Annotated in this window: 21 protein-coding genes, 1 pseudogene, 1 riboswitch and 1 other annotated feature; of the genes and pseudogenes, 16 read left to right on the top strand and 6 right to left on the bottom strand. The window is 30.7% G+C overall.

Annotated features, from left to right (window positions below):
- Positions 1–11 precede the first annotated feature (11 nt).
- The 4 genes and pseudogenes from B3N22_RS21065 (at position 12) to B3N22_RS21050 (ending at position 1,895) form a co-directional block, all read left to right on the top strand.
- Complete coding sequence (locus B3N22_RS21065; RefSeq protein WP_286910310.1) at positions 12–440, top strand: hypothetical protein; 429 nt, start codon at positions 12–14, stop codon at positions 438–440.
- A gap of 25 nt (positions 441–465) precedes the next feature.
- Positions 466–648, top strand: coding sequence for a hypothetical protein (locus B3N22_RS21060; RefSeq protein ID WP_286910308.1), 183 nt, complete (start codon positions 466–468; stop codon positions 646–648).
- A 262-nt stretch (positions 649–910) separates the two neighbouring features.
- A pseudogene (locus B3N22_RS21055) lies at positions 911–1,234 on the top strand (sigma-70 family RNA polymerase sigma factor); the annotation flags it as partial.
- A complete protein-coding gene (locus B3N22_RS21050; RefSeq protein WP_286910306.1) occupies positions 1,227–1,895 on the top strand; it encodes a hypothetical protein in 669 nt (222 codons plus the stop codon). The pseudogene B3N22_RS21055 and the gene B3N22_RS21050, both read left to right, overlap by 8 nt.
- A 206-nt stretch (positions 1,896–2,101) precedes the next feature.
- On the opposite strand, the gene B3N22_RS21045 is transcribed toward B3N22_RS21050, so the two are convergent.
- Positions 2,102–2,410: a nucleotidyltransferase domain-containing protein gene (locus B3N22_RS21045; protein WP_286910304.1), complete on the bottom strand. Its 309-nt coding sequence runs from the start codon at positions 2,408–2,410 to the stop codon at positions 2,102–2,104.
- 167 nt (positions 2,411–2,577) lie between these two features.
- Positions 2,578–2,813: a binding site (T-box leader), on the top strand.
- A gap of 52 nt (positions 2,814–2,865) precedes the next feature.
- Between B3N22_RS21045 and metG (B3N22_RS21040) the strand changes: the two genes are divergently transcribed.
- Together metG (B3N22_RS21040) and metG (B3N22_RS21035) are read left to right on the top strand one after the other, a co-directional pair.
- Positions 2,866–4,803 carry a methionine--tRNA ligase gene (gene metG / locus B3N22_RS21040; RefSeq protein WP_286910302.1) on the top strand — a complete coding sequence of 646 codons (1,938 nt, stop codon included), beginning with the start codon at positions 2,866–2,868 and terminating at the stop codon, positions 4,801–4,803.
- A gap of 155 nt (positions 4,804–4,958) precedes the next feature.
- A complete protein-coding gene (gene metG, locus B3N22_RS21035; RefSeq protein WP_286910300.1) occupies positions 4,959–6,587 on the top strand; it encodes a methionine--tRNA ligase in 1,629 nt (542 codons plus the stop codon).
- A gap of 187 nt (positions 6,588–6,774) precedes the next feature.
- On the opposite strand, the gene B3N22_RS21030 is transcribed toward metG (B3N22_RS21035), so the two are convergent.
- A complete protein-coding gene (locus B3N22_RS21030; RefSeq protein WP_286910297.1) occupies positions 6,775–7,455 on the bottom strand; it encodes a Crp/Fnr family transcriptional regulator in 681 nt (226 codons plus the stop codon).
- 109 nt (positions 7,456–7,564) lie between these two features.
- Here B3N22_RS21030 and B3N22_RS21025 point away from each other — a divergent pair, with 109 nt between their 5' ends.
- From B3N22_RS21025 to B3N22_RS20980, 10 genes are all read left to right on the top strand, one after another.
- Positions 7,565–9,067, top strand: a complete 1,503-nt coding sequence (locus B3N22_RS21025) for a DUF445 family protein (protein WP_286910295.1) — start codon at positions 7,565–7,567, stop codon at positions 9,065–9,067.
- A gap of 63 nt (positions 9,068–9,130) precedes the next feature.
- Positions 9,131–9,913: a TatD family hydrolase gene (locus B3N22_RS21020; protein ID WP_286910293.1), complete on the top strand. Its 783-nt coding sequence runs from the start codon at positions 9,131–9,133 to the stop codon at positions 9,911–9,913.
- A gap of 249 nt (positions 9,914–10,162) precedes the next feature.
- Positions 10,163–11,188: a ubiquitin-like domain-containing protein gene (locus tag B3N22_RS21015; protein ID WP_073020517.1), complete on the top strand. Its 1,026-nt coding sequence runs from the start codon at positions 10,163–10,165 to the stop codon at positions 11,186–11,188.
- Positions 11,189–11,285: 97 nt separating this feature from the next.
- The gene (gene rnmV, locus B3N22_RS21010; RefSeq protein ID WP_286910290.1) at positions 11,286–11,840 is read left to right on the top strand and encodes a ribonuclease M5; all 555 of its coding nucleotides are present in this window, start codon (positions 11,286–11,288) and stop codon (positions 11,838–11,840) included.
- 4 nt (positions 11,841–11,844) lie between these two features.
- Positions 11,845–12,684, top strand: coding sequence for a 16S rRNA (adenine(1518)-N(6)/adenine(1519)-N(6))-dimethyltransferase RsmA (gene rsmA / locus B3N22_RS21005; protein WP_286910288.1), 840 nt, complete (start codon positions 11,845–11,847; stop codon positions 12,682–12,684).
- A 124-nt stretch (positions 12,685–12,808) separates the two neighbouring features.
- The gene (locus B3N22_RS21000; RefSeq protein ID WP_286910286.1) at positions 12,809–14,323 is read left to right on the top strand and encodes a DUF7922 domain-containing protein; all 1,515 of its coding nucleotides are present in this window, start codon (positions 12,809–12,811) and stop codon (positions 14,321–14,323) included.
- A gap of 127 nt (positions 14,324–14,450) precedes the next feature.
- The gene (locus B3N22_RS20995; protein WP_286910284.1) at positions 14,451–15,011 is read left to right on the top strand and encodes a hypothetical protein; all 561 of its coding nucleotides are present in this window, start codon (positions 14,451–14,453) and stop codon (positions 15,009–15,011) included.
- A gap of 131 nt (positions 15,012–15,142) precedes the next feature.
- A complete protein-coding gene (locus B3N22_RS20990; protein ID WP_286910282.1) occupies positions 15,143–15,970 on the top strand; it encodes a YhfM domain-containing protein in 828 nt (275 codons plus the stop codon).
- Positions 15,971–15,996: 26 nt separating this feature from the next.
- Positions 15,997–16,848, top strand: coding sequence for an Mrp/NBP35 family ATP-binding protein (locus tag B3N22_RS20985; RefSeq protein WP_286910280.1), 852 nt, complete (start codon positions 15,997–15,999; stop codon positions 16,846–16,848).
- A gap of 69 nt (positions 16,849–16,917) precedes the next feature.
- Positions 16,918–17,106 carry a ferredoxin gene (locus tag B3N22_RS20980; protein ID WP_073020505.1) on the top strand — a complete coding sequence of 63 codons (189 nt, stop codon included), beginning with the start codon at positions 16,918–16,920 and terminating at the stop codon, positions 17,104–17,106.
- Between the two features lie 31 nt (positions 17,107–17,137).
- On the opposite strand, the gene thiT is transcribed toward B3N22_RS20980, so the two are convergent.
- The 4 genes from thiT to B3N22_RS20960 all read right to left on the bottom strand — a co-directional run bounded on the left by thiT (position 17,138) and on the right by B3N22_RS20960 (position 20,022).
- Entirely contained in the window at positions 17,138–17,782 is a 645-nt protein-coding gene (gene thiT, locus B3N22_RS20975) for an energy-coupled thiamine transporter ThiT (RefSeq protein WP_414632253.1), read from the bottom strand.
- A 138-nt stretch (positions 17,783–17,920) separates the two neighbouring features.
- Positions 17,921–18,020, bottom strand: a riboswitch (TPP riboswitch).
- 31 nt (positions 18,021–18,051) lie between these two features.
- On the bottom strand, positions 18,052–18,261 hold the full coding sequence (locus B3N22_RS20970) for a hypothetical protein (protein WP_021804375.1): 210 nt from the start codon (positions 18,259–18,261) through the stop codon (positions 18,052–18,054).
- Between the two features lie 67 nt (positions 18,262–18,328).
- The gene (locus tag B3N22_RS20965; RefSeq protein WP_021804376.1) at positions 18,329–18,781 is read right to left on the bottom strand and encodes a PadR family transcriptional regulator; all 453 of its coding nucleotides are present in this window, start codon (positions 18,779–18,781) and stop codon (positions 18,329–18,331) included.
- A gap of 242 nt (positions 18,782–19,023) precedes the next feature.
- Positions 19,024–20,022: a DUF3048 domain-containing protein gene (locus B3N22_RS20960; protein WP_286910273.1), complete on the bottom strand. Its 999-nt coding sequence runs from the start codon at positions 20,020–20,022 to the stop codon at positions 19,024–19,026.
- Positions 20,023–20,251 lie beyond the last annotated feature (229 nt).

Here is a 20,251-nt window from a genome sequence, read left to right as displayed (position 1 = left end):
AGGGGGTTACTATGAAGAGAAATATGGTTAGTAAGGAAAATAACAGTGAACATGAAGAAATAATAAAGGATGAAAAGAAGGAATATCCTAAAGCAGGGTTATTTACTGAAGGAGAAGTAACTGACGAGGTTATAGTAAAGAAGTTTGATATAGAGAATCTTTTGAATGATAAAAATATAGAAATTTCTAATGACGAGAAGGCTAGGGCTATAGAAGAGGAGAGAATTCTTAACAATAGTTTGGAAAAGAAAAAGAGAGAAGCCTTTACGATTCAAAAGACGTTTACTATGAGAGAATCAACTGCAAAAATGTTAGTGAAGCTTAAGCTTGAACATCCTAATATAAATGTTAGGGTAAATGTTATTTTAGATAGGGCGGTTAGATATTATTATAAAAATGTAATGGAAAATGAACTATCCCAAGTGGGAGAAATATATTGATAATTTAAAAGGGGGTATATATAAATTGATTGATAATAATGAAGAGAAAGTTAGAAAAACCTATATAATAAAGGCCTCGACTATAAAGATGTTAAACGAACTAAAAGTAAATCACCCTAATGTTAATGTGAGAATTAGTAAATTAGTAGATGAGGCTATAAGACATTATTATGAACACATTAAGGAAAAAGAGGAGTATTTAGAATAAGTTGTTTAAGAGGGTTTATATATTTAGAAGCTATGCACTATATATTTTTATTAGTGCATAGCTTTATTTATAAGGAAATTTAATTTTTTTATAGAATTAAAATATTAGAGATAAAAAATAAGTGACAGTTATTGAGGGATTAGAACGAACTATAGATAGGAGCTTCAATTTTAAATCATTATGGAGGAGATATGGTAAATGAGATAAATGAAAAGGAAATTATAGAGGGAATTTTAAAAGGGGATAAGGAAAGCTAAAATCTTGGATTGTTTCTATAACTAAATATAAAGCAATAGATATTAAGAGAAAGATATCAAATCATAATAAGACTTTTGAATATAAAGATGAAATCACTCATATTAAAAATGATTTATCTTTAGAGAATATAGAAAATAATGAATTAATAGAGGATCTTTTAAATACTTTGGATGATAAGGATAGAGAAATATTCTTGAAACGATATTTAAAAGGATTTTCTATAGAAGAAATTGCTCAAGAGTTAGGATATTCAAAAGACTATATTTATACACGGATATCTAGAGCCAGAAAGAAAATGAAAAAGATAGCAGGTGATATAAATGGATAGTAGGGAGATTTTAAAGGTACTAAATTCAATTGATTATAGTGAAGAGGAGTTAAAAGATTTAGAACATGAGGCAATGAAGGAGAAAAATAGAGTTTCTGTAGAATTGTATAAAATAAAAAATGATGTAATTTTAAGAAAGGTTACATTACTAGAGTTAGAGAAGAAGGTAAAAGCGCGCCTTTCTAGTGATGAAGAAATAAAATATAAAATTATAGTATTACAAGGTTATTTAGAAAAGGATGTTCATATTAGATATGTAGGTGGTTTAGGGACTCCAGCTATAGTATATTTAGGGGTATTTGTTACTGATAAGAGAGTGTTTATATATAATTTAAGTAATTTTTATAAACTAATGGAGGGTGAATATATTAAGGATATAGGAAGTTTAAAGGGGTTCCTTGATGCTTGGGAGGAGTATGGAACTATAGGTTTAAAATTCAATGATGGCAGTGAATTTATGTTAAGGCCTGTAGGGGAATATAATACTAAGCTATTTTTAGAAATAATAAGGTATTTAAAGGAAGAGAGTAATTCGAATTTTGAAGATTTTAAGAGATCTAAAATGGACATAGTTGGATGGGTGTTATTTATTATTTTATTTATATTAATGTTTTCTGTTGCTTTTGGTGCTATAAAGGAAGCATTAAATAAAATCCCTTGATAAAGAGATATTAGACATTAAGGAAAATGGTGAGTTAGACCTTAAAATAGAAGAGCATTTTAAAGGGTAGTTTGAGGAATTAAAATAGCAATATAAGATAAAAACTAATCTTATATTGCTATTTTATAGTATTTAACTAATCTTTTTATTGATAGAGTTCAGTATATTTAGAGTGAGTTCCATACCATTCTCGATACTTTAGAGTATCAACCATATAAAACTACCCCCTCTCTTTTTATTAGTGAGGCAAATGTACCTGAATCCTCAGTATATTTATTCCATTCCTCTGGTCTATAAATAATGAAATCCACGTCTCTGCTATATTCAATTGAAACGAGCATATCTAATAGCTTATCCTTTTTATTTGTATAATCACAAATTACACATAAATCAATATCGCTATTTTCTTTTGCAATTCCTTTTGCACAAGAGCCAAAAAGAATTATTTTTAGAGGGTTATGTTTATTTATTATTTGAGTTTTAATATCTTCTATTTCATTAATAAATGGAATCATAATATCACCTAATTATTTTAAATTATAATTCTATTATACACTAAAAAGTGTTTTCGTAGTCATGTTTAATAATAAATATGAAGAGTTTTGATCTGAGTAATTATAATAAAAATAAAGAGAATTTAGATAAATATTGACAGAAAATTGATTTTAGAATAATATTATAATTAAATGCGAGGAAAAGAAGAGTAATAATATAGAAGGTTTATAGAGAGCTGGGGTAGGTGAAAGCCAGTAGCTGAAAGTATTATGAAGATGGTCTTGGAGCGGGTTTTCTGAGCCTTAGGGTTAGGAGGATACGGTGGCAACCGTTATATTGCAAAGTATATTAAGTACTTAATGAGGTGCTATTTGGTAACAATGGCATAAAATAGAGTGGTAACACGTATAATACGTCTCTATATAGGGGATACCCTATGTAGAGGCTTTTTTTATTTTTTAGGAGGAAAAATTTTATGTGCGAGAAAAAACCATATTATATCACTACACCAATATATTATCCATCTGCTAATTTACATATAGGTAATACTTATACAACAGTAGCAGCAGATGCATTAGCAAGATTTAAGAGATTAACTGATTATGATGTTATGTTCTTAACTGGTACAGATGAACATGGACAAAAGATTCAGCTTAAGGCAGAGGAGAAGGGTGTAACTCCAAAGGAATTTGTAGATGAAATAGTGGCTGGAATAAAGGATCTTTGGGAGCTTATGAATATCAGTTATGATAAATTTATAAGAACTACTGATGATTATCATATAAAGGCTGTACAGGATATATTTAAAAAGCTTTATGATCAAGGAGACATATATAAGGATTCTTATGAAGGTTGGTATTGTACACCTTGTGAATCTTTTTGGACCGAAACTCAATTAGTTAATGGAAATTGTCCAGACTGCGGAAGACCAGTTGAAAAGGCTAAGGAAGAAGCATATTTCTTTAAAATGAGTAAATATGCAGATAGATTAATAAAACACATAGAGGATAATCCACATTTCATTCAACCTGAATCAAGAAAAAATGAAATGTTAAATAATTTCCTTAAACCAGGGCTTCAAGATTTATGTGTATCAAGAACAAGCTTTAACTGGGGAATTCCAGTTACTTTTGATGAAAAACATGTAGTTTATGTTTGGATTGATGCTTTATCTAACTATATTACTGCTTTAGGATATGGAAGTGAAGACACAGAGCTTTACCAAAAGTATTGGCCAGCAGATGTTCATTTAATAGGTAAGGATATATTAAGATTCCACACTATTTATTGGCCAATTATGCTTATGGCTTTAGATGTTCCACTACCTAAACAAGTATTTGGGCATGGATGGCTTTTAGTTGATGGTGGTAAGATGTCTAAATCTAAAGGAAACGTAGTAGACCCAGTAGTTTTAGTTAACGAATTTGGGGTTGATGCTGTTAGATACTACTTATTAAGAGAGATTCCTTTTGGCGCTGACGGATTATTTAATAATGAGATATTTATAAAGAAGATAAATTCAGACCTTTGTAATGATTTAGGTAACCTTTTATCTAGAACTGTAGCTATGATTGAAAAGTATTTTGGAGGAATGATTCCAGCACCTCTTGATAAAGAAGATGTTGATGATGAACTTATTAAATTAGCGTTAGAAACTCCTATAAAGGTTGAGAGAGCTATAGATAATCTTAAAATCCCAGAAGCTTTAGAAGAAGTTTGGGAGCTTGTAGGTAGAGCTAATAAATATATAGATGAAACAACTCCATGGATATTAGCTAAAGATGAAAGTAAAAAGGATAGATTAGGTACTGTATTATATAACTTATCTGAAAGTTTAAGATTTATAGCTGTACTTATATCACCATTTTTACCTGATACAGCTAACAAGATAAATGAGCAGATTAATACAGAAGTAACTACTTGGAACTCTTTATCAGCCTTTGATGGAACAGCTGCTGGAGCTAAGGTAGTTAAGGGAAATAACTTATTCCCAAGAATAGATGTTGAAGCTAAGCTTAAAGAGCTTGAAGCTTTAAAACCACAACCAGTTGTAGAAGAAGTTAAAGAAACTATAAAACCTATTAAAGAGGAAATAACTATAGAAGACTTCGAAAAAGTGGATTTAAGAGTAGTTAAGGTATTAAGTGCTGAAGCTATAAAAGGAGCTAAGAAGTTATTAAAACTTAAAGTAGATTTAAATGGTGAGGAAAGACAGGTAGTTTCAGGAATTGCTAAGTATTATAAACCAGAAGATTTAGTTGGAAAGTATGTAGTACTTGTGGCTAATTTAAAACCAGTTAAATTAAGAGGAGAATTATCACAAGGTATGCTATTAGCTGCTTCTAGTGATGATGATGCTCAATTATTTTTAGTAAACCCAGGTGAACTACCAACTGGAAGTGAAGTTAGATAGCTTTAGTGTTTAGGATTTTAAAGAGGTTGTTACAAAGAAATTTGTGGTGACCTTCTTTTTTACCTGAGATGGAAATTGACAGTTAAGAATTATCAACTAACTTTCAACTTTCCACTCTCAATTCTCAACTAAAAAGCTAGAAAGCGAGGGGCAATATGAAAGTAGTAATAGGCAATGCATGGCCTTATGCAAATGGATCATTACATGTTGGGAGATTATCTTCTTTAATGCCAGGTGATATTTTGGCAAGATACCATAGACTAATGGGTGATGAAGTTATTTTTGTATCTGGAAGTGACTGTAACGGTACTCCTATATTAATTAAGGCAAAGGAAGAGGGAACAACTCCAGAGGTAATATCTGAAAAGTATCATAAAGAATTTAAGGAATGTTTTGAGAAGTTGGGTTTTTCCTATGATTTGTTTGGAAAGACTAGCTCAGAACAGCATCATGAAACTGTTAAGAAGTTTATTTTGGAGCTTTATAATAATAAATATATCTATGAAAAATTAGTTACTCAATATTATTGTGAAGAGTGTGGAGAGTTTCTAATAGATAAACTTATTGAAGGTACATGTCCACATTGTCATGGAGCAGCTAGAGGGGATCAATGTGAAGAGTGTGCAGAAATATTAGATCCAGAGGACTTGATAGATAAGAAGTGCAAAAATTGTGGCAAGGAACCAGAAGTTAAGGAGATTAAGCACTTATTTTTCTCTTTATCAAAGTTTGAAAATGATGTAAGAAGGATATGGATAAAGCAAGATGGCTGGAGAGATAATGCTATAAAATTAACCAAGAGATATTTAGATGAAGGTCTTAGAGATAGGGCAGTAACTAGAAATATTTCTTGGGGGGTTGATGTTCCTTTAGAAGGATATGAGGATAAGAGGATATATGTTTGGATAGAGGCTGTTATGTCCTATATTACAGCTAGCATTAAAGTTTGTGAAGAAAGAGGAGAAGATTGGAGAGAATACTGGGAAGATGAAGATTCGAGAGTATATTTTATCCACGGAAAAGATAATATTCCTTTCCACACTGTAATATTCCCTGCCTTATTAAGTGGAATAGGCATTAAAAATCCTAACCTAAGAATGATTTCTTCAGAATACATGAACCTTGAAGGTAAAAAATTCTCAACCACTAAAAATTGGGCAGTATGGATGCCTTATATGATAGAAAATTATAACCCAGACGCTATAAGATATTATTTAACTATAAATGGACCAGAGAAAAAAGATTCTGATTTTTCATGGAGGGGATTTATAAATTCAACTAATAATGATCTTCTCGGAAGTTTTGGGAATTTTGTTAACAGGTCTTTAGTATTTATCCACAAATACTTTGATGGGAGTCTACCTAATTGTGGATTAAATCCTAGATGGAAGAAAGATTTTTTTGATTTATATGTAGAGGTTGGAGATAAAATAGAGGCAGGAGAATTTAAGGATGCCTTAGAGGATATATTTATATTTATCAAAAAAGTAAATAAGTTTTTTGATGATGAAAAACCTTGGATTACTGTAGAGAAAGATAAAAATAAGTGTATAGAAACTTTATATACTTGTGTTCAAATAATAGCTAATTTATCTAATCTACTAGAACCTTTTATTCCATACTCTTGTGATAAGATAAAGGGCTTTTTAGGAATTGAGGAGAGAACTTGGAGTTTTATTGAGATTAAAAATCCTAAAATAGGAGACTTAGAAATACTTTTTGAAAGAATTGATAAGAAAAAAGCTGTAGAAGAGGTTATAAAACTTAAAGAAGAAAAAATATAAAAAGAAAAGGCCCTTGTTTATCTTAGTCAAAGGGGGACGAGATAACAACAAGGGCCTTTTACATGATGGTTTTTAGGGGTAAATAATAATGCTTTAACAACTTTACAAGTTTAAGTATATAGAACCAATATGTCAGTTCTATGACAAAATACGAAACAATTTATAAACATTATTAAAAAGAAATTAATTAAGCATTATCTTTTATTTCTTCTAAATCTAAAATAATTATTTTAGATCTGTCATAATCAATTAATCCATCTTTCTTCATATTAATAAGCTCACGAGACAAGGATGGACGTTGGACCCCTAATTTATCAGCCCAATCTTTTTTAGACATATTTAGGGTTATCTCTAAGGATTTATCTTTTTTATATAATGATAAAATATAATTACATATCATCTGCCTTAAGGACTTCATACTTACTTGTTTAAGTTTGGAACTTAAAGCCATTGCTTTATTAGATAAGATTCTTAAAAAAATTACAAGAAACTCATGATTTTTTTGAAGCAAGGTCTCCACATAAGATTTATGTATATGTAAAACTGTGGATGAATTTTTGCAAACAACTGACATGGGATAAAAGTGTCTATCTCCAAAAAGAAGATTTTCCCCAAAAACATTTCCCTTCTCTAAACTGGCAACTATTAATATATTGCCATCAGCATCAAGTTTTTGGATTTCTATAACACCATCTAACACCACACTAAGATAATCACAAGATTCATCCTGCATAAATAAAATATCTCCAGCTGAATATGTTTTAGTTGAATTATTTTTAGCATTAAACAATTCAGAGGCTTCATCATCAGAAAAAGATTTAAATAACTTACACATTCTAATTCCTTCAAGAGCATGAGAATTATTCATAAAAAACACCGCCTTTAAATTATTATCCTTAATATTTATTGAAAAAGCAATATGGTAAATTTATAATGAGATTTAGTATAGACTACATATATTATCAGGAGGAGATAAAATGAATTTAGTAATAAGTATAGTAATAGGAGCAGTAATCGGATATATAACAAACTGGCTAGCTATAAAGATGCTTTTTAGACCATATACGGAAAAAAGAATTGGCAGGTTTAAATTACCCTTTACACCAGGACTTATACCAAAGGAAAGAGATAGAATAGCAAAAAGTGTTGGAGATACTGTTGGTCGTCATCTGGTAACTGGAGAAAATATGATGGAAGCTATGGAATCTCAAGAGATGAAAAGCTATTTACATGATATATTTATAAAAAAAGTTGAGACTGCAAGAGAATCTAATAAAAATATAAAAATATTAGGACAAGAATTATTAGAAGGAAAATACGAAACTTTTACATATTCTATAAAAGAAAAATCATCTACATATTTAATTGATAAAATTTCAAGCGAAGATATGATTGATAAAATAACTAAAGAAATACAACTAGTATTACAAGATATGCTAAAAGTAAGTCCAGTGGATGTTTTTAGTAAACTTCCTATAAAAGATATATTAGATAAAACTTTGAAGTCTGAGGCTTTAAAAAATGATATAGGTAATGTATTAAACTATGGTATAGATAGTTTAGGACAAGAAGGTAAAACATTAAATGACGTAATACCAAAAGGATTTTTTCAAGGGATAGAAGTGTATACATATAATGAAAGAAATGAAATTTCTTTTTATTTAAGACGTTTATTAAGACAGGAAGAAGCTGCTAATAAGATAAAAGACATAATAGAGAAAAATGTTATTAGTAACATGAATCCTTTAGTTTCTATGTTTATGAGTACTGAGTCGCTTTATGCAAAATTTACTACTATAGTAGATGATTATTTAAATAAAGAAGAAAATAAACAAGAAATAGCTATGATGATTGGAAATATGATAAAAAGCTTTGGAAACAAAGAAATAAGTTCTATAGTTCAAGGAATACCTCAGCATGCTAAAGATGAAATAATAAAAGATTTACAGAAAAAAATAGTAGATTTATTAAATGGAGAAGAGTTTACTAATAAAATAATAAACTTTACAAATGGCAAGTTAGAAAAATTCACTACTTTAGATGAGTTATTAACCTTCTTTAATCCAGATTATGAATCTAAAATATCTATAGAAGTTAAAGGCGCAATTAAGGCTTTAGTAAATAGGGAATCCTTAAAGGAAAAAATACAAGAAATTATAGATGAATTGGTGGTTTCTGTAGAAAATAAAAAATTAAAAGAAGTAATGCCAGAGGGTAATAATGAGAGCTTAGATGCCGTATTTAACAAACTTCAAGAGTTAGCAGGAAATCTTTTAAAAAGCAGCGGAGGAGATTTTATAGAGAAGCTAAACATAGCTAAAATAGTTGAGAAGCAAATAATGTCTTTCCCTGTTGAATATGCAGAGGAATTGATTATAGAAATTGCTAATAAAGAACTTAAAGCTATTACTTGGCTGGGTGCTTTATTAGGTGGAATTATGGGGATTCTAGCCCCTGTATTATCAACCTTGTTTAAATAATATTACATTATGTGAATAAAATGTAAAAAATATGCAATAATTTATAGATAAGAGGTGGAAGTATTGGGTAACAAATATAACATAATAGATTCTCATGCTCATTATGATGATGAGTCTTTTAATGAGGATAGAGATGCAGTAATAAAACAGATACAAGAAAATGGAGTAATGGGAGTTTTGAATTGTGGCTCTTCTTATGAGGGGTTAGTTGGCTCCTATGAATTAGCAAATAAATATGAGTTTTTTTATGCAGCTTTAGGAATCCATCCATCTAACGCTAATGAGCTAACTGATGAGGTAATAGACTTCATAAGAGAGAAAAGCAAAAATCATAAAGTTAAGGCAATAGGCGAAATAGGACTGGATTATTATTGGGAAGAAAATCCGCCTAGAGAGGTTCAAAAAAAGGTGTTCAGACAACAGATGAAGTTAGCTGAAGAGCTGAATTTACCTGTGGTAATTCATGACAGAGATGCACATGGAGATACTTTAGATATACTAAAAGAATTTCCAAAGGTTACAGGGGTAGTACATTGTTTTTCTGGTAGTGTGGAATTTGCAAGAGAATGTTTAAAATTAGGATATTACATAGGTTTTACTGGAGTAGTAACCTTCAAAAATGCTAAAAAGATTCTTGAAGTAGCAAAAGATGTACCTTTAGATAGAATGTTAGTAGAAACGGATTGTCCGTATATGGCACCAACACCTTATAGAGGAAAACGAAACAAATCAGACTATATAGAGTATATAATAGAAAAATTAGCAGAAATCAAGGAAATCGACCCTTTTGAGGCAAATAAGAAGATTAATGATAATATTGTAAGGTTGTTTAAAATGGAAAAATAAGGTAAAATAGTTCTTGCAAGTTTAATTTGGTGGTATACAACAAAGGATAGTTAAGAATTAGGATAGGAGTCAGAAAACATATTCCCAGTAGTGACTGTTAATGGATTAAAGCTATCATTCAATATAATTTTAACTTATGCCAAGTGAGCATTTCGTAACAGTTACAATAAATGCAGGAGATGTCAATTTGACAAGCTTTAATATTTTGTTTATAATGCAAAAGACACTCTTGCCAAAGGAGGGAATAAAATGGTAGAAAAATTCAAACAGCATTTTAAAAGAGTTTTTTCTAATGGTCCTAAGGCAAAAATCGTGTTGTGTTCAATAGTAACATCAGTGCTAATACTTACAATTTACAACATGAGAACGACAGTGATTGTTCGAATAGATAATGAAGAACAAAGAATAGTGACATACAAAGGGACTGTTAAAGGGGCGTTGCAAAGTAACGACATAACTCTAGGTGAAAAGGATAAGGTATCCCCTCAATTAGAAGATAGAATTAATGATGATGATATCATTTCAATTAAAAGAGCTGTGCCTATTGAGGTCTATGTAGATGGTGAGACCCTAGAGATACAAACTGCAGAGAGCAACATAGAGGATATGCTAGAAGCTGAAAACATCACTCTTAATGAGGATGACAAGTTAAGCATTTCAGCAGATACCCTAATAACAGAAGATTTAAAACTTAAAGTAACAAGAGTAGAAACAAAAGATATTGTTGAAACTCAGGCATTAGATTATCAAACTGTTGTTAAAAATGATGATAGTATGGATAAGGGGATGTCAAAAGTTGTTCAGGAGGGTACTCAAGGAGAAAAAGAAGTTACAGTAAAGGTGATATATGAAGATGGCGTAGAAGTTGAGAGAAAAGTTGTTGGTGAAAAGATAACTAAGGAACCTACTAGTAAAGTGGTTCATCAGGGAACTCTTAGCTACGTTGCTCTCTCCAGAGGTGGAGATTCCAAACTTTACTATAAACAAGCTCTTTCTGTTAAAGCGAGTGCTTATGCTGGTGATGGTATAACTGCAACAGGAACAGTGCCTAAGAGAAATCCATCTGGATTGAGTACTATAGCTGTTGACCCAAGGGTCATTCCTTTAGGAACAAAGGTCTATGTTGAAGGCTATGGTTACGCAGTTGCAGAGGATACAGGCGGTGCAATAAAGAATAACAAAATAGATATTTTTATGAATTCCACAAGAGAGTGTTATCAATGGGGAGTAAGAACAGTTAATCTTTATGTTGTAGCGTATCCAGGACAGTGGTAAAATAAGAAGGTGACTCAGATGATGAGTCATCTTTTTATCTTTTAAGAGTATTATTTAGATTACATATATGAGTATAATGTGAAAGGAAGAAAAGTTTGTGATAAAGGAAGTTATTGTAGTTGAGGGTAGAGATGATGTTACTGCTGTTAAGAAAGCAGTTGATTCAGAGGTAATACCTGTTGGCGGTTTTGGAATTAATAATAAAGTAATAAAAAGAATTAAAGAGGCTCAAAAGAGACAAGGGGTTATAGTATTAACTGATCCTGATTTTGCTGGAGAGCGTATAAGAAATATAATAGCTAAAAGAGTTCCAGGTATAAAACATGCTTATATAGGACGAGATGAAGGTACAAAAGACGGAGACATAGGGGTTGAAAATGCTACACCAGAGTCTATATTAAGAGCATTAAACAGGGCTAAGGCAACAGTTACAGAGAGAAGGGACTTTTTTAATGTAGAAGATATGCTCTTTTTTAAACTTACAGGAGATATGAAGTCTAAAGAGAGAAGACATCTTTTAGGAAAAGAATTAGGAATAGGTTATGGGAACACAAATCAATTAATATCAAGGTTGAATAATTATGGAGTATCTAGAGAAGAATTTATACATGCTGTAAAAAATGTAGAGAAAATCATGGAGAGTGAAGAGTAATATTATGGATGTAAAAACACAGGAGTTAGTAAAAAAATATAATTTTAGGTTTTCTAAAAGTTTAGGTCAGAACTTTTTAATAGATGATAGCGTACTTGAAGATATAGTGGAAGGTGCAGAGGTATCAGAGGAGGACTTAGTAATAGAAATAGGTCCAGGGGTAGGGACGTTAACTAGAGAGCTCATTAAGAAGGCAAAGAGAGTAGTAGCTATAGAATTAGATTCAAATTTAATACCTATACTTACTGAAGAGCTCGGAAATGAAGAGAAGTTTTCTCTTATACATAATGATGCACTAAAAGTAAATTTTGATGAAATAATGGCTGGAGAGAAAAGTGTTAAACTAGTAGCAAACTTACCCTATTATGTTACTACACCTATTATAGCTAAGCTTTTAAATGAAGGTTATAAATTTAAGTCTCTTACTATAATGATTCAAAAAGAAGTTGCAGAAAGGATGAACTCTGAGCCAAACTGCAAGGAGTATGGTTCAATATCTGTTTTAGTTCAATATTTCTGCACAACTAAAATTATAAGAAAAGTAGCACCTTCAAGTTTTATGCCTAGACCTAAGGTTGATTCTATAGTTATAAGACTAGATAGATTAGAGCAACCTAGAGTAGAACTAAAAGATGAAAAACTATTTTTTGATATAGTTAGAAATTCTTTTAATATGAGAAGAAAGACTTTATGGAATGCTTTAAAATCTTTTGGATTAGATAAGGAAAGTATGGAAGGTGTCTTTAAAGATGCTGGTATAGATCAAAAGAGAAGAGGAGAAACCTTAAGCATAGAAGAGTTTGGTGCTTTGGCAAATTCTCTTTATGAAAAACTTAATAGATAATTATTTCAAATAAAAAGTGGCTTAGGCCACTTTTTTATTTTGTCTAAAGGAAATTCTTTTGAACATATTTTAACTATTTAATCATATAATGTAACGAATAAATATAAGTGGAGGGACCGTAGAGTTGGCGCATGGAAAATTATATAGAAACTTTATAATATTACAAGAGGATGAAAGGGGACACTCAACAGCTCAAGATAAACCTCTATCAGGCTATGCAAAGGTTGAGGCTAAAGACGATAAATGTAAAATATCTTTTTACGCACAGAATCTTAAAAAAGATGAACATAAACACTTTATGATGATAGTGTGTGCAAAAAAAGACATGAGACAGCTTATGAATTTAGGAGAAGTGAACATAACTGATATAGGAAAGGTAGATGGTTATAAGGAATTTAGTGTTAATAACATTGGAGGTATGGGACTAGGTTATGACAAAATATCAGGGGCAGCTATAGTAAAAAAAGTTGGGGATAAATTAGAATTCCTAATAAGTGGATTTATGAGTAATGAAATGCCAAAGGATGATTGGAAACAGTATCCTGTAGTAAATAGTGTTGACTTAGGTAAGTTTACAGGTTCAACTCTATATTCACAAACTACATCACCAACAGCTGCACAAGCTCCTACACAAACACAAGGAACAATGCAATCACCAACTGCAATGCAATCACCAACTGCAATGCAATCACCAACTACAATGCAATCACCAGGAACAATGACAGAAGAAAATGGATTTATAAATGGAACAACACCTGAAGTAGGAAATGGTATTTATGAAACTCCATATGATGGTATGGGAGAATCACCTTTATATGAAGATGTAGTTCCTACAATGGGAGCAGGAGCTACAATGAATGGTCAAGGAAGCACCATGGGAGGCACTATGGGAGGCCAAGGAGGAATGACAACTGGGCAAGTAGGCACTATGGGGAACCAAGGTGGGATGATGAATGGTACAGGAAATATGCAAAATCAACCAGGATATAGTACACCTGGAACTCAAGGTGGAAATATGTATGGCACTACTTCACCACGACATGTAGAAATTGATAATAAACCTTTATATGATAGTTCTTATACGACAATAGGAAGAAATATTGGAGGGGCTAAGCCACCTATAGTTGAAGAGGATACTATTGAGGTAAGAAGTGAGTTTGACGAATATGAGAACAAGATAGTAGATGATTATAGTGAGGAAAACTTCAAGATTAGAGGATCTGTTGGAGAGTTTTTTGAATCTTTAGCTGAAGACTTTGAACTTGATAGACACAAGAACAAAAAGAAGGATATAAAACATTGTAAATGGTATAAAGTACCTGTGGATAATCTGGATGAGATGTGCAATATAGCTGATTATAATAAGTACACAGTAATATACTATCCAATGATCAATTATTATCCTTACTTTAAAAAACATAAACATTATTGTATAGGTTATAAATGTAATGATAAAGGAAAGATGAAATATATAGTATATGGAATTCCAGGTAAAAAGGATAAGGGAGATCAACCATATGGAGGAAAGACAGGTTTTGTAACATGGATGGAAGATGAAAGCATAGGAGATGGAATGGGTTATTGGTTAATGTTCTATGATTTCAGAAACTCTGTTATTGTAATACCAGCAGAAAGATAAGATAAGATCCTAGAAGTATTTATTATATATTTATTTCTAGGATCATAATTTATTTATAAATCTTTAATCATAGATTTATGTTAAAGAGAGTATAAATAAATTATTAAGGATTATCTAGGAGGTTTTTATGAATAGAAAGCAGTTAGGCGTTACTATAGTACTTATATGTTTAATGGGTCTATTGTTTGTAGGACAAAGTATATTCAATGAAAGATTTCAGTTGATTTCATTAATGAATAATAATATAACAGATTTCACAGAGTATACAGATAATAATAAAGAAATTTCTTTCCAGTTACCTAGTCAATGGGAAAACAGTGATAGAAGCTTACCAGGGAATTATATAACATATTATAAGAGTTTTTCTGACAGTTCTTTAGGTATTACAGGATATGTGCAGTTAATAAACTATAAGGGGGATGATAAAGCTCTTATAGAAAAAGATAAGGAATATATAGAAGGTGAGATAGGAAACTATAGCTTAGATAGTTACCAAAGTAAAAATTATAAAGGTTATAAAGCTTCTTTTATAGTTACGGGTGAAAATAAAAGAGAGACTTTTTATGATGTGTATTATTTAAAGATAAAAGGTGAAAAATTAGTTAAGTTTAGCTTTATGGTAGATGGCAAGTATTACAAAACTAATTATCAAGATATTTTTAAGGTTTTGGTAGATTCAGTGAAATAAATTTGATATAAAAAGTATTAAGTATTATAATTTATTTATGATAAGGGGAAGCTTAGCTTCTCCTTATTTAGAATTATGTTTATTGTTATGATTAACATAATTAAATAAGTTAAGAGGGAGAAAGTTTAGGTATGGGAAAGTCTATTACAAAATTTATTTTGTTAATGTTAGTAATATTAACCCTATTTACGGGTTGTTCCATAGTAGATAAAGGGAAGCTTAAATTAGGGCTTAAAAATGAGGATTTTGAGTATATAAAAAATGATGAGGTTGATAAAATAGTAATACAAAGTACTAGAGATAAGGGTTTTAGATTTGTAGTAACAGATGATAAAACTATTAAAGATGTATATAATCTACTTTCTTCTGCAAAAGCGATGAGTGAAAAGGTGGACCTTGAATCAGATTACATTTTTGAAATATATGTAGGTGAAGAGGTAAAAAAGTTTAACTATGTAGTAGGAGTAGACGAGAAATCTAAGGGCAATTTTTATGATGAGAATAAAGTATATTATGTTTCTAGTAGAATCGATAATGACATAATTCAAAATCTATCTTTTGTAAGAAAACCAAGAGATTTTAGCACCATATATTATGGAAGTATATTGAAAGTTCTTGAAGAGAAGAAAAGTTATTTAAATGATGGCAACAAAAAAATAGGTATAGATATATTGGGAGATGTAGAGTGTACTAAATACATATTATCTAGGGATATAGAATCCTTTAATAGCGATGTGGCTAAGATAACTAATAATGTTAAAATAATAAATGGGAATAAGCAGGATTTTGATGTGATAATAACCGTTAGAAATCAAGGCTATACATCAAAAAAATTCAAAACTAACATAACTATTGAAAATAAGAATGACCATAGCTATGAGATCTATTATGTTTGGGGAGATTATGACCTTAAAGCATGGAGCATTCAAACAAGCACTACAAAACCAAAAGATTGGTAGTATATAGACTAAGGAGGAGTTTTTTTATGTCAAATTGTTCAAGTTGTGCAAGCAAGGATAGTTGCAATACAAAAGACAAAGGATGTGGAACAAATACAGTGAATATGAAAGTATTACCTAAATATGGAGAAGTAAAGAATATTATTGGAGTGATAAGTGGTAAAGGTGGAGTAGGGAAATCTACAGTTACAGGACTTATAGCAACTCAGTTAGCTAATAGAGGATATAAGGTTGGGGTTTTAGATGGAGATATAACAGGACCATCTATGCCAAGATTTTTTGGTATAAATGATAAAAGAGCAGAGATGATTCCGTTAGATAATAATTCAAACTTTAAGTTTAAACCAGTAGAGAGTAAATTAGGGATAAAGGTTATATCTATGAATTTACTTACCCCAGTAGAAGATCAACCAGTTATTTGGAGGGGGCCTGTTATAACAGGAGTATTAAACCAAATGTATACCGATACAGAGTGGGGAGATTTAGATTATTTACTTATAGATATGCCTCCAGGAACAGGGGATATAGCATTAACTGTAATGCAAAGTTTCCCATTAAAAGAACTTATAATCGTATCTACCCCTCAGGATATGGTTTCTATGATAGTTAAGAAGGTAGTTATTATGGCGCAAAAAATGGGAATTAGTATAAGGGGTGTAGTAGAGAATATGTCTTATATTAATTGTGATAGTTGTGATCATAAAATAAAAATATTTAGCAAAAAATCTGCTGAAGAACATGCAGAATATTTAGGGCTACCACTTTTAGCTGAACTTCCTATTAATTTAGATTTAACAGAGGCATTAGAGAATGGTACAGCTGAAGAGTATGTTAAGGAAGATCCACTTTATACATCAGCATTTCAAGGATTATATTAAAATTATTGAATAATATTTCCTTTATGATGACATACTAATTTTGTTAGTAATATCACAGGAGGGAAAAATATGAATGCTATAGTAGATAAGGATACTTGTATAGGTTGTGGATTATGTCCATCAATTTGTCCAGAAGTTTTTGATATGGAGGATGATGGAAAGGCAGGAGTTATATCAGATCCAGTTCCAGAAGGTGCAGAAGATAGCGCAAAAGAAGCTGAAGAAAGTTGTCCAGTTAATGCAATTAGCATAGAATAATAAAAAAGCAACCATAAGGTTGCTTTTTTGTTTAAGCTAAGTAGTTTTTATTAGTTGCTTTTACTATTCTGTCTATAGGTAAAAGTTTTATTATAACTAAACATATGATACCTTCTACTCCTACTAGTAGTCCATTTACAAAAAGTGAGTAGACTATTGGAGACATTCCCTCTGGAGCAAAGCTTCCAAAAAACGCAACACCAGATATAAAGTGACATATAAACCTACCAAATATGGCGACAGAAGTTCCGAGTAGCTTATTTTGCTTAAAGAATCCAGCTAATCCTAAGGCCAAAAATGGAAGTGGATAGTCAAATAGGACTTGTACAGGATGTAGGATATATGGATCCATAAACAAGGTTATTATTCCATATAAGAAACCGGTCAAGAATCCTACTAAAGGACCATACATAAAGGCTATTATTAATATTGGGACCATACTTCCTAAGGTCACACTACCTCCTTGAGGGAAGTGATAAAGCCTAAATACCTTAAGAACAGTTGCAAGAGCCAAGGCTATTCCAATCCTCGTTATTAATTGTGTAGTTATTTCGATTTTTTTAGCCTTTATAAGTACTATCAAAATAATTACACATCCTATAAGTGCAACTAAAGATAGCGGATGTTTAACTATCTCGCTAGTATTTGCTGGTAGATTAATAAAAATTTCTGCCATACTTTGAAAAAATTCTGTAAATACATCTTTAACATAAGTTAAAGCATCAGATAAATAATTCATAAAAACCTCCTTCTTTTTGTGCTTAAAGCGAAGAAGCAAAAAACCGCAACCCAATAAGGTTGCGGCATATTTACACTTTATATACTATCGCTTCCCTACGCTGGTATTAGCCAGATCAGGTAAAAGGGTTAATGTAAGACATCTCTCAGCCATTAAGGCACCCCTAGCACATGTTATTTTATTATATGCTTATAATATACTAGAAATTAGAAAAAATCAACTAACTTATCATTACTTATTTTATTTTGAGATACAGTACTTTCCTCTATGCCGTAAATAGTTGATGGATTTAGGTTAACTTCAGAACCAACTTTGCTGCCATAAGGGAGATGAGAAATTGATACATTAACGCTTGTGCCATCTTCAAGTAGAATTGCAGCATCATTGGAACTCATATCAATAATTTTACCTTTCATAATAAAAGCCTCCTAAAATAAGAATATACATTTAATATTCTTTATCTTAGGAGACTTTTATATACATTTAATATAAATCTGAGTAAATTATTTTAAATACTTTTAAAGCTTCTTGAATTTTGGGCTTAAGCAATTCTTTTCTTTCTAAAAACTCTGATTCGCCTAAAGGGGTAAGGGTATATATCTTTTGAAATTTCTTTTTTGGATCATCCCATTGACCCTCTATAAGACCTTCTTTTTCGAACTTTTTTAATATTGGATATATTCCTCCGGTTGATGGAACCCATAACCCTTTTGTTTTGTCACCAATCTTATGAGATATATCATTACCGTTAGAAGGAGATTCGCTTAAGATGTATAGTACATAGATAGGTAAAAGGCCTTTAGTAAAAACTTGCCCAACAGCATTATTTTCTTTATGCACTTTTTTTAATTCAGCTAGCTTTTGTTTATACTCATTATAGAGCCGTTTTTCTTCTGCTCTAATATCTTCTTTAGTATTAAAGCTTGAATTTTTCATTAAATTATTCCTTTTCCAAAGTTATTACTATAAGACCAGGTCAAATAGTTGAAAGTTTTAGATATGTAAGATCCGCTTTCGGCATTTCTTTTTTAATAATATTATATAGATATTCTAGGAAAATGTCTAACCTATAAGGTAAAAGTTCTTCGTAAATTTTGGATAAGTAATTGTTAAAAATTATAGAGTTTTTTATAGCAAACTAAATAAACTCCTAATAATTAAGGAGTTTATAATAAAAATTATTCAATTGGAATAGTGACATCATTAGAAATTATATGCCATATAGTATTACCTTTTGAAAGAGGAATTTCTGTATTGTTTGAATCTAAGAGCATAGTTTTAGTAGAATCTTTCCTCCAAGTGCCTTTTACTATTTTTCCTTTAGATAGTACATAAGCTTCACCTGAGCCATCTAATTTTATATTTAAGCGACCATCTTCTCTAGTCACTATATTAGTTTTTTGTATTACTATATTAGTAAATTTTAAAGCTTGATTAGTATTTGTATCTATAGCTTCTGTTCCATCCATTGATTTTACATAGTAGCCATCTTTAAAAACGTAAGATGTGGAATAATATTTATTTAATTTTAAAACCATCCTATCAAGTGGCTCTAAAAGTGAGTTATCCCAATATTCGTTGCTAAAAACAAGACTATTATTTGGCGTGTAAGACAGCTTTTTATCATTTATATATTTTAAAAGTTTTTCTGAGGAGGTATATAAATTGTGAGGCGCTTTTCGCTTATTATCTCTCCAAAAATAAGAGCCTTGAGCCATTTCATTTATACTCATATAGGTAGAGTCTTTTGCTATGGTATCTAGTGCTTCTTGACTTCCTCCGCAATGAGCAAACGGGAGATTACTGTCTTTTGCAATAGAAATAAAATAAGGTCTTGCACTTCTTACTGGTCCTATTTTTTCAACAGAATTTTTATGAAATAGGGCTATAAATCTAGGGATTCCCCCTTCTGCCATAGTTTCGTATATTATATCAGCACTACTTAATCCGCTTTGGGGTCTTGAGGAAGATGAATTTTCTACGATAACCATATAGGGTTTATTATTTAAAACTTGTTCTGATACTTCTTCACCTGTATATGGAGAGTAGTATTTTTGCTCAGCAACTACAGGGTCAGTAGAAGTATTTTCTTCTTCAACTTTTTTAGGTGATGAATTGGAACACGCTGTAAGTGGAATAATGACTATTAATATTAGTGGTAACAATTTTTTAATCATAGTACTCTCCTTATAACAATGCATTTACATAATCTATATTACAATAATATTGTAATTATAGTTATTTATGCATAGGTAGAGTGGAGAATTTAATTTTATACGATACTTTTCGAGTATGTGTAGTGTGGTATAAAAGAAAAATGTTTCATTTTTTGCTAGCATTTACTCTCATAATTTTAAAATGTCAATGTGTGAAAAACTATAAAAAAACTTAAAAAAGAGAGTAAAT

The sequence above is a fragment of the Clostridium sp. UBA1652 genome, assembly GCF_002320975.1.
GTDB classification, from domain to species: Bacteria; Bacillota; Clostridia; order Clostridiales; family Clostridiaceae; genus Clostridium_T; species Clostridium_T intestinale.
Note: the sequence above shows the minus strand (reverse complement) of the source record. Positions and strands in the feature narration are given on the sequence as shown.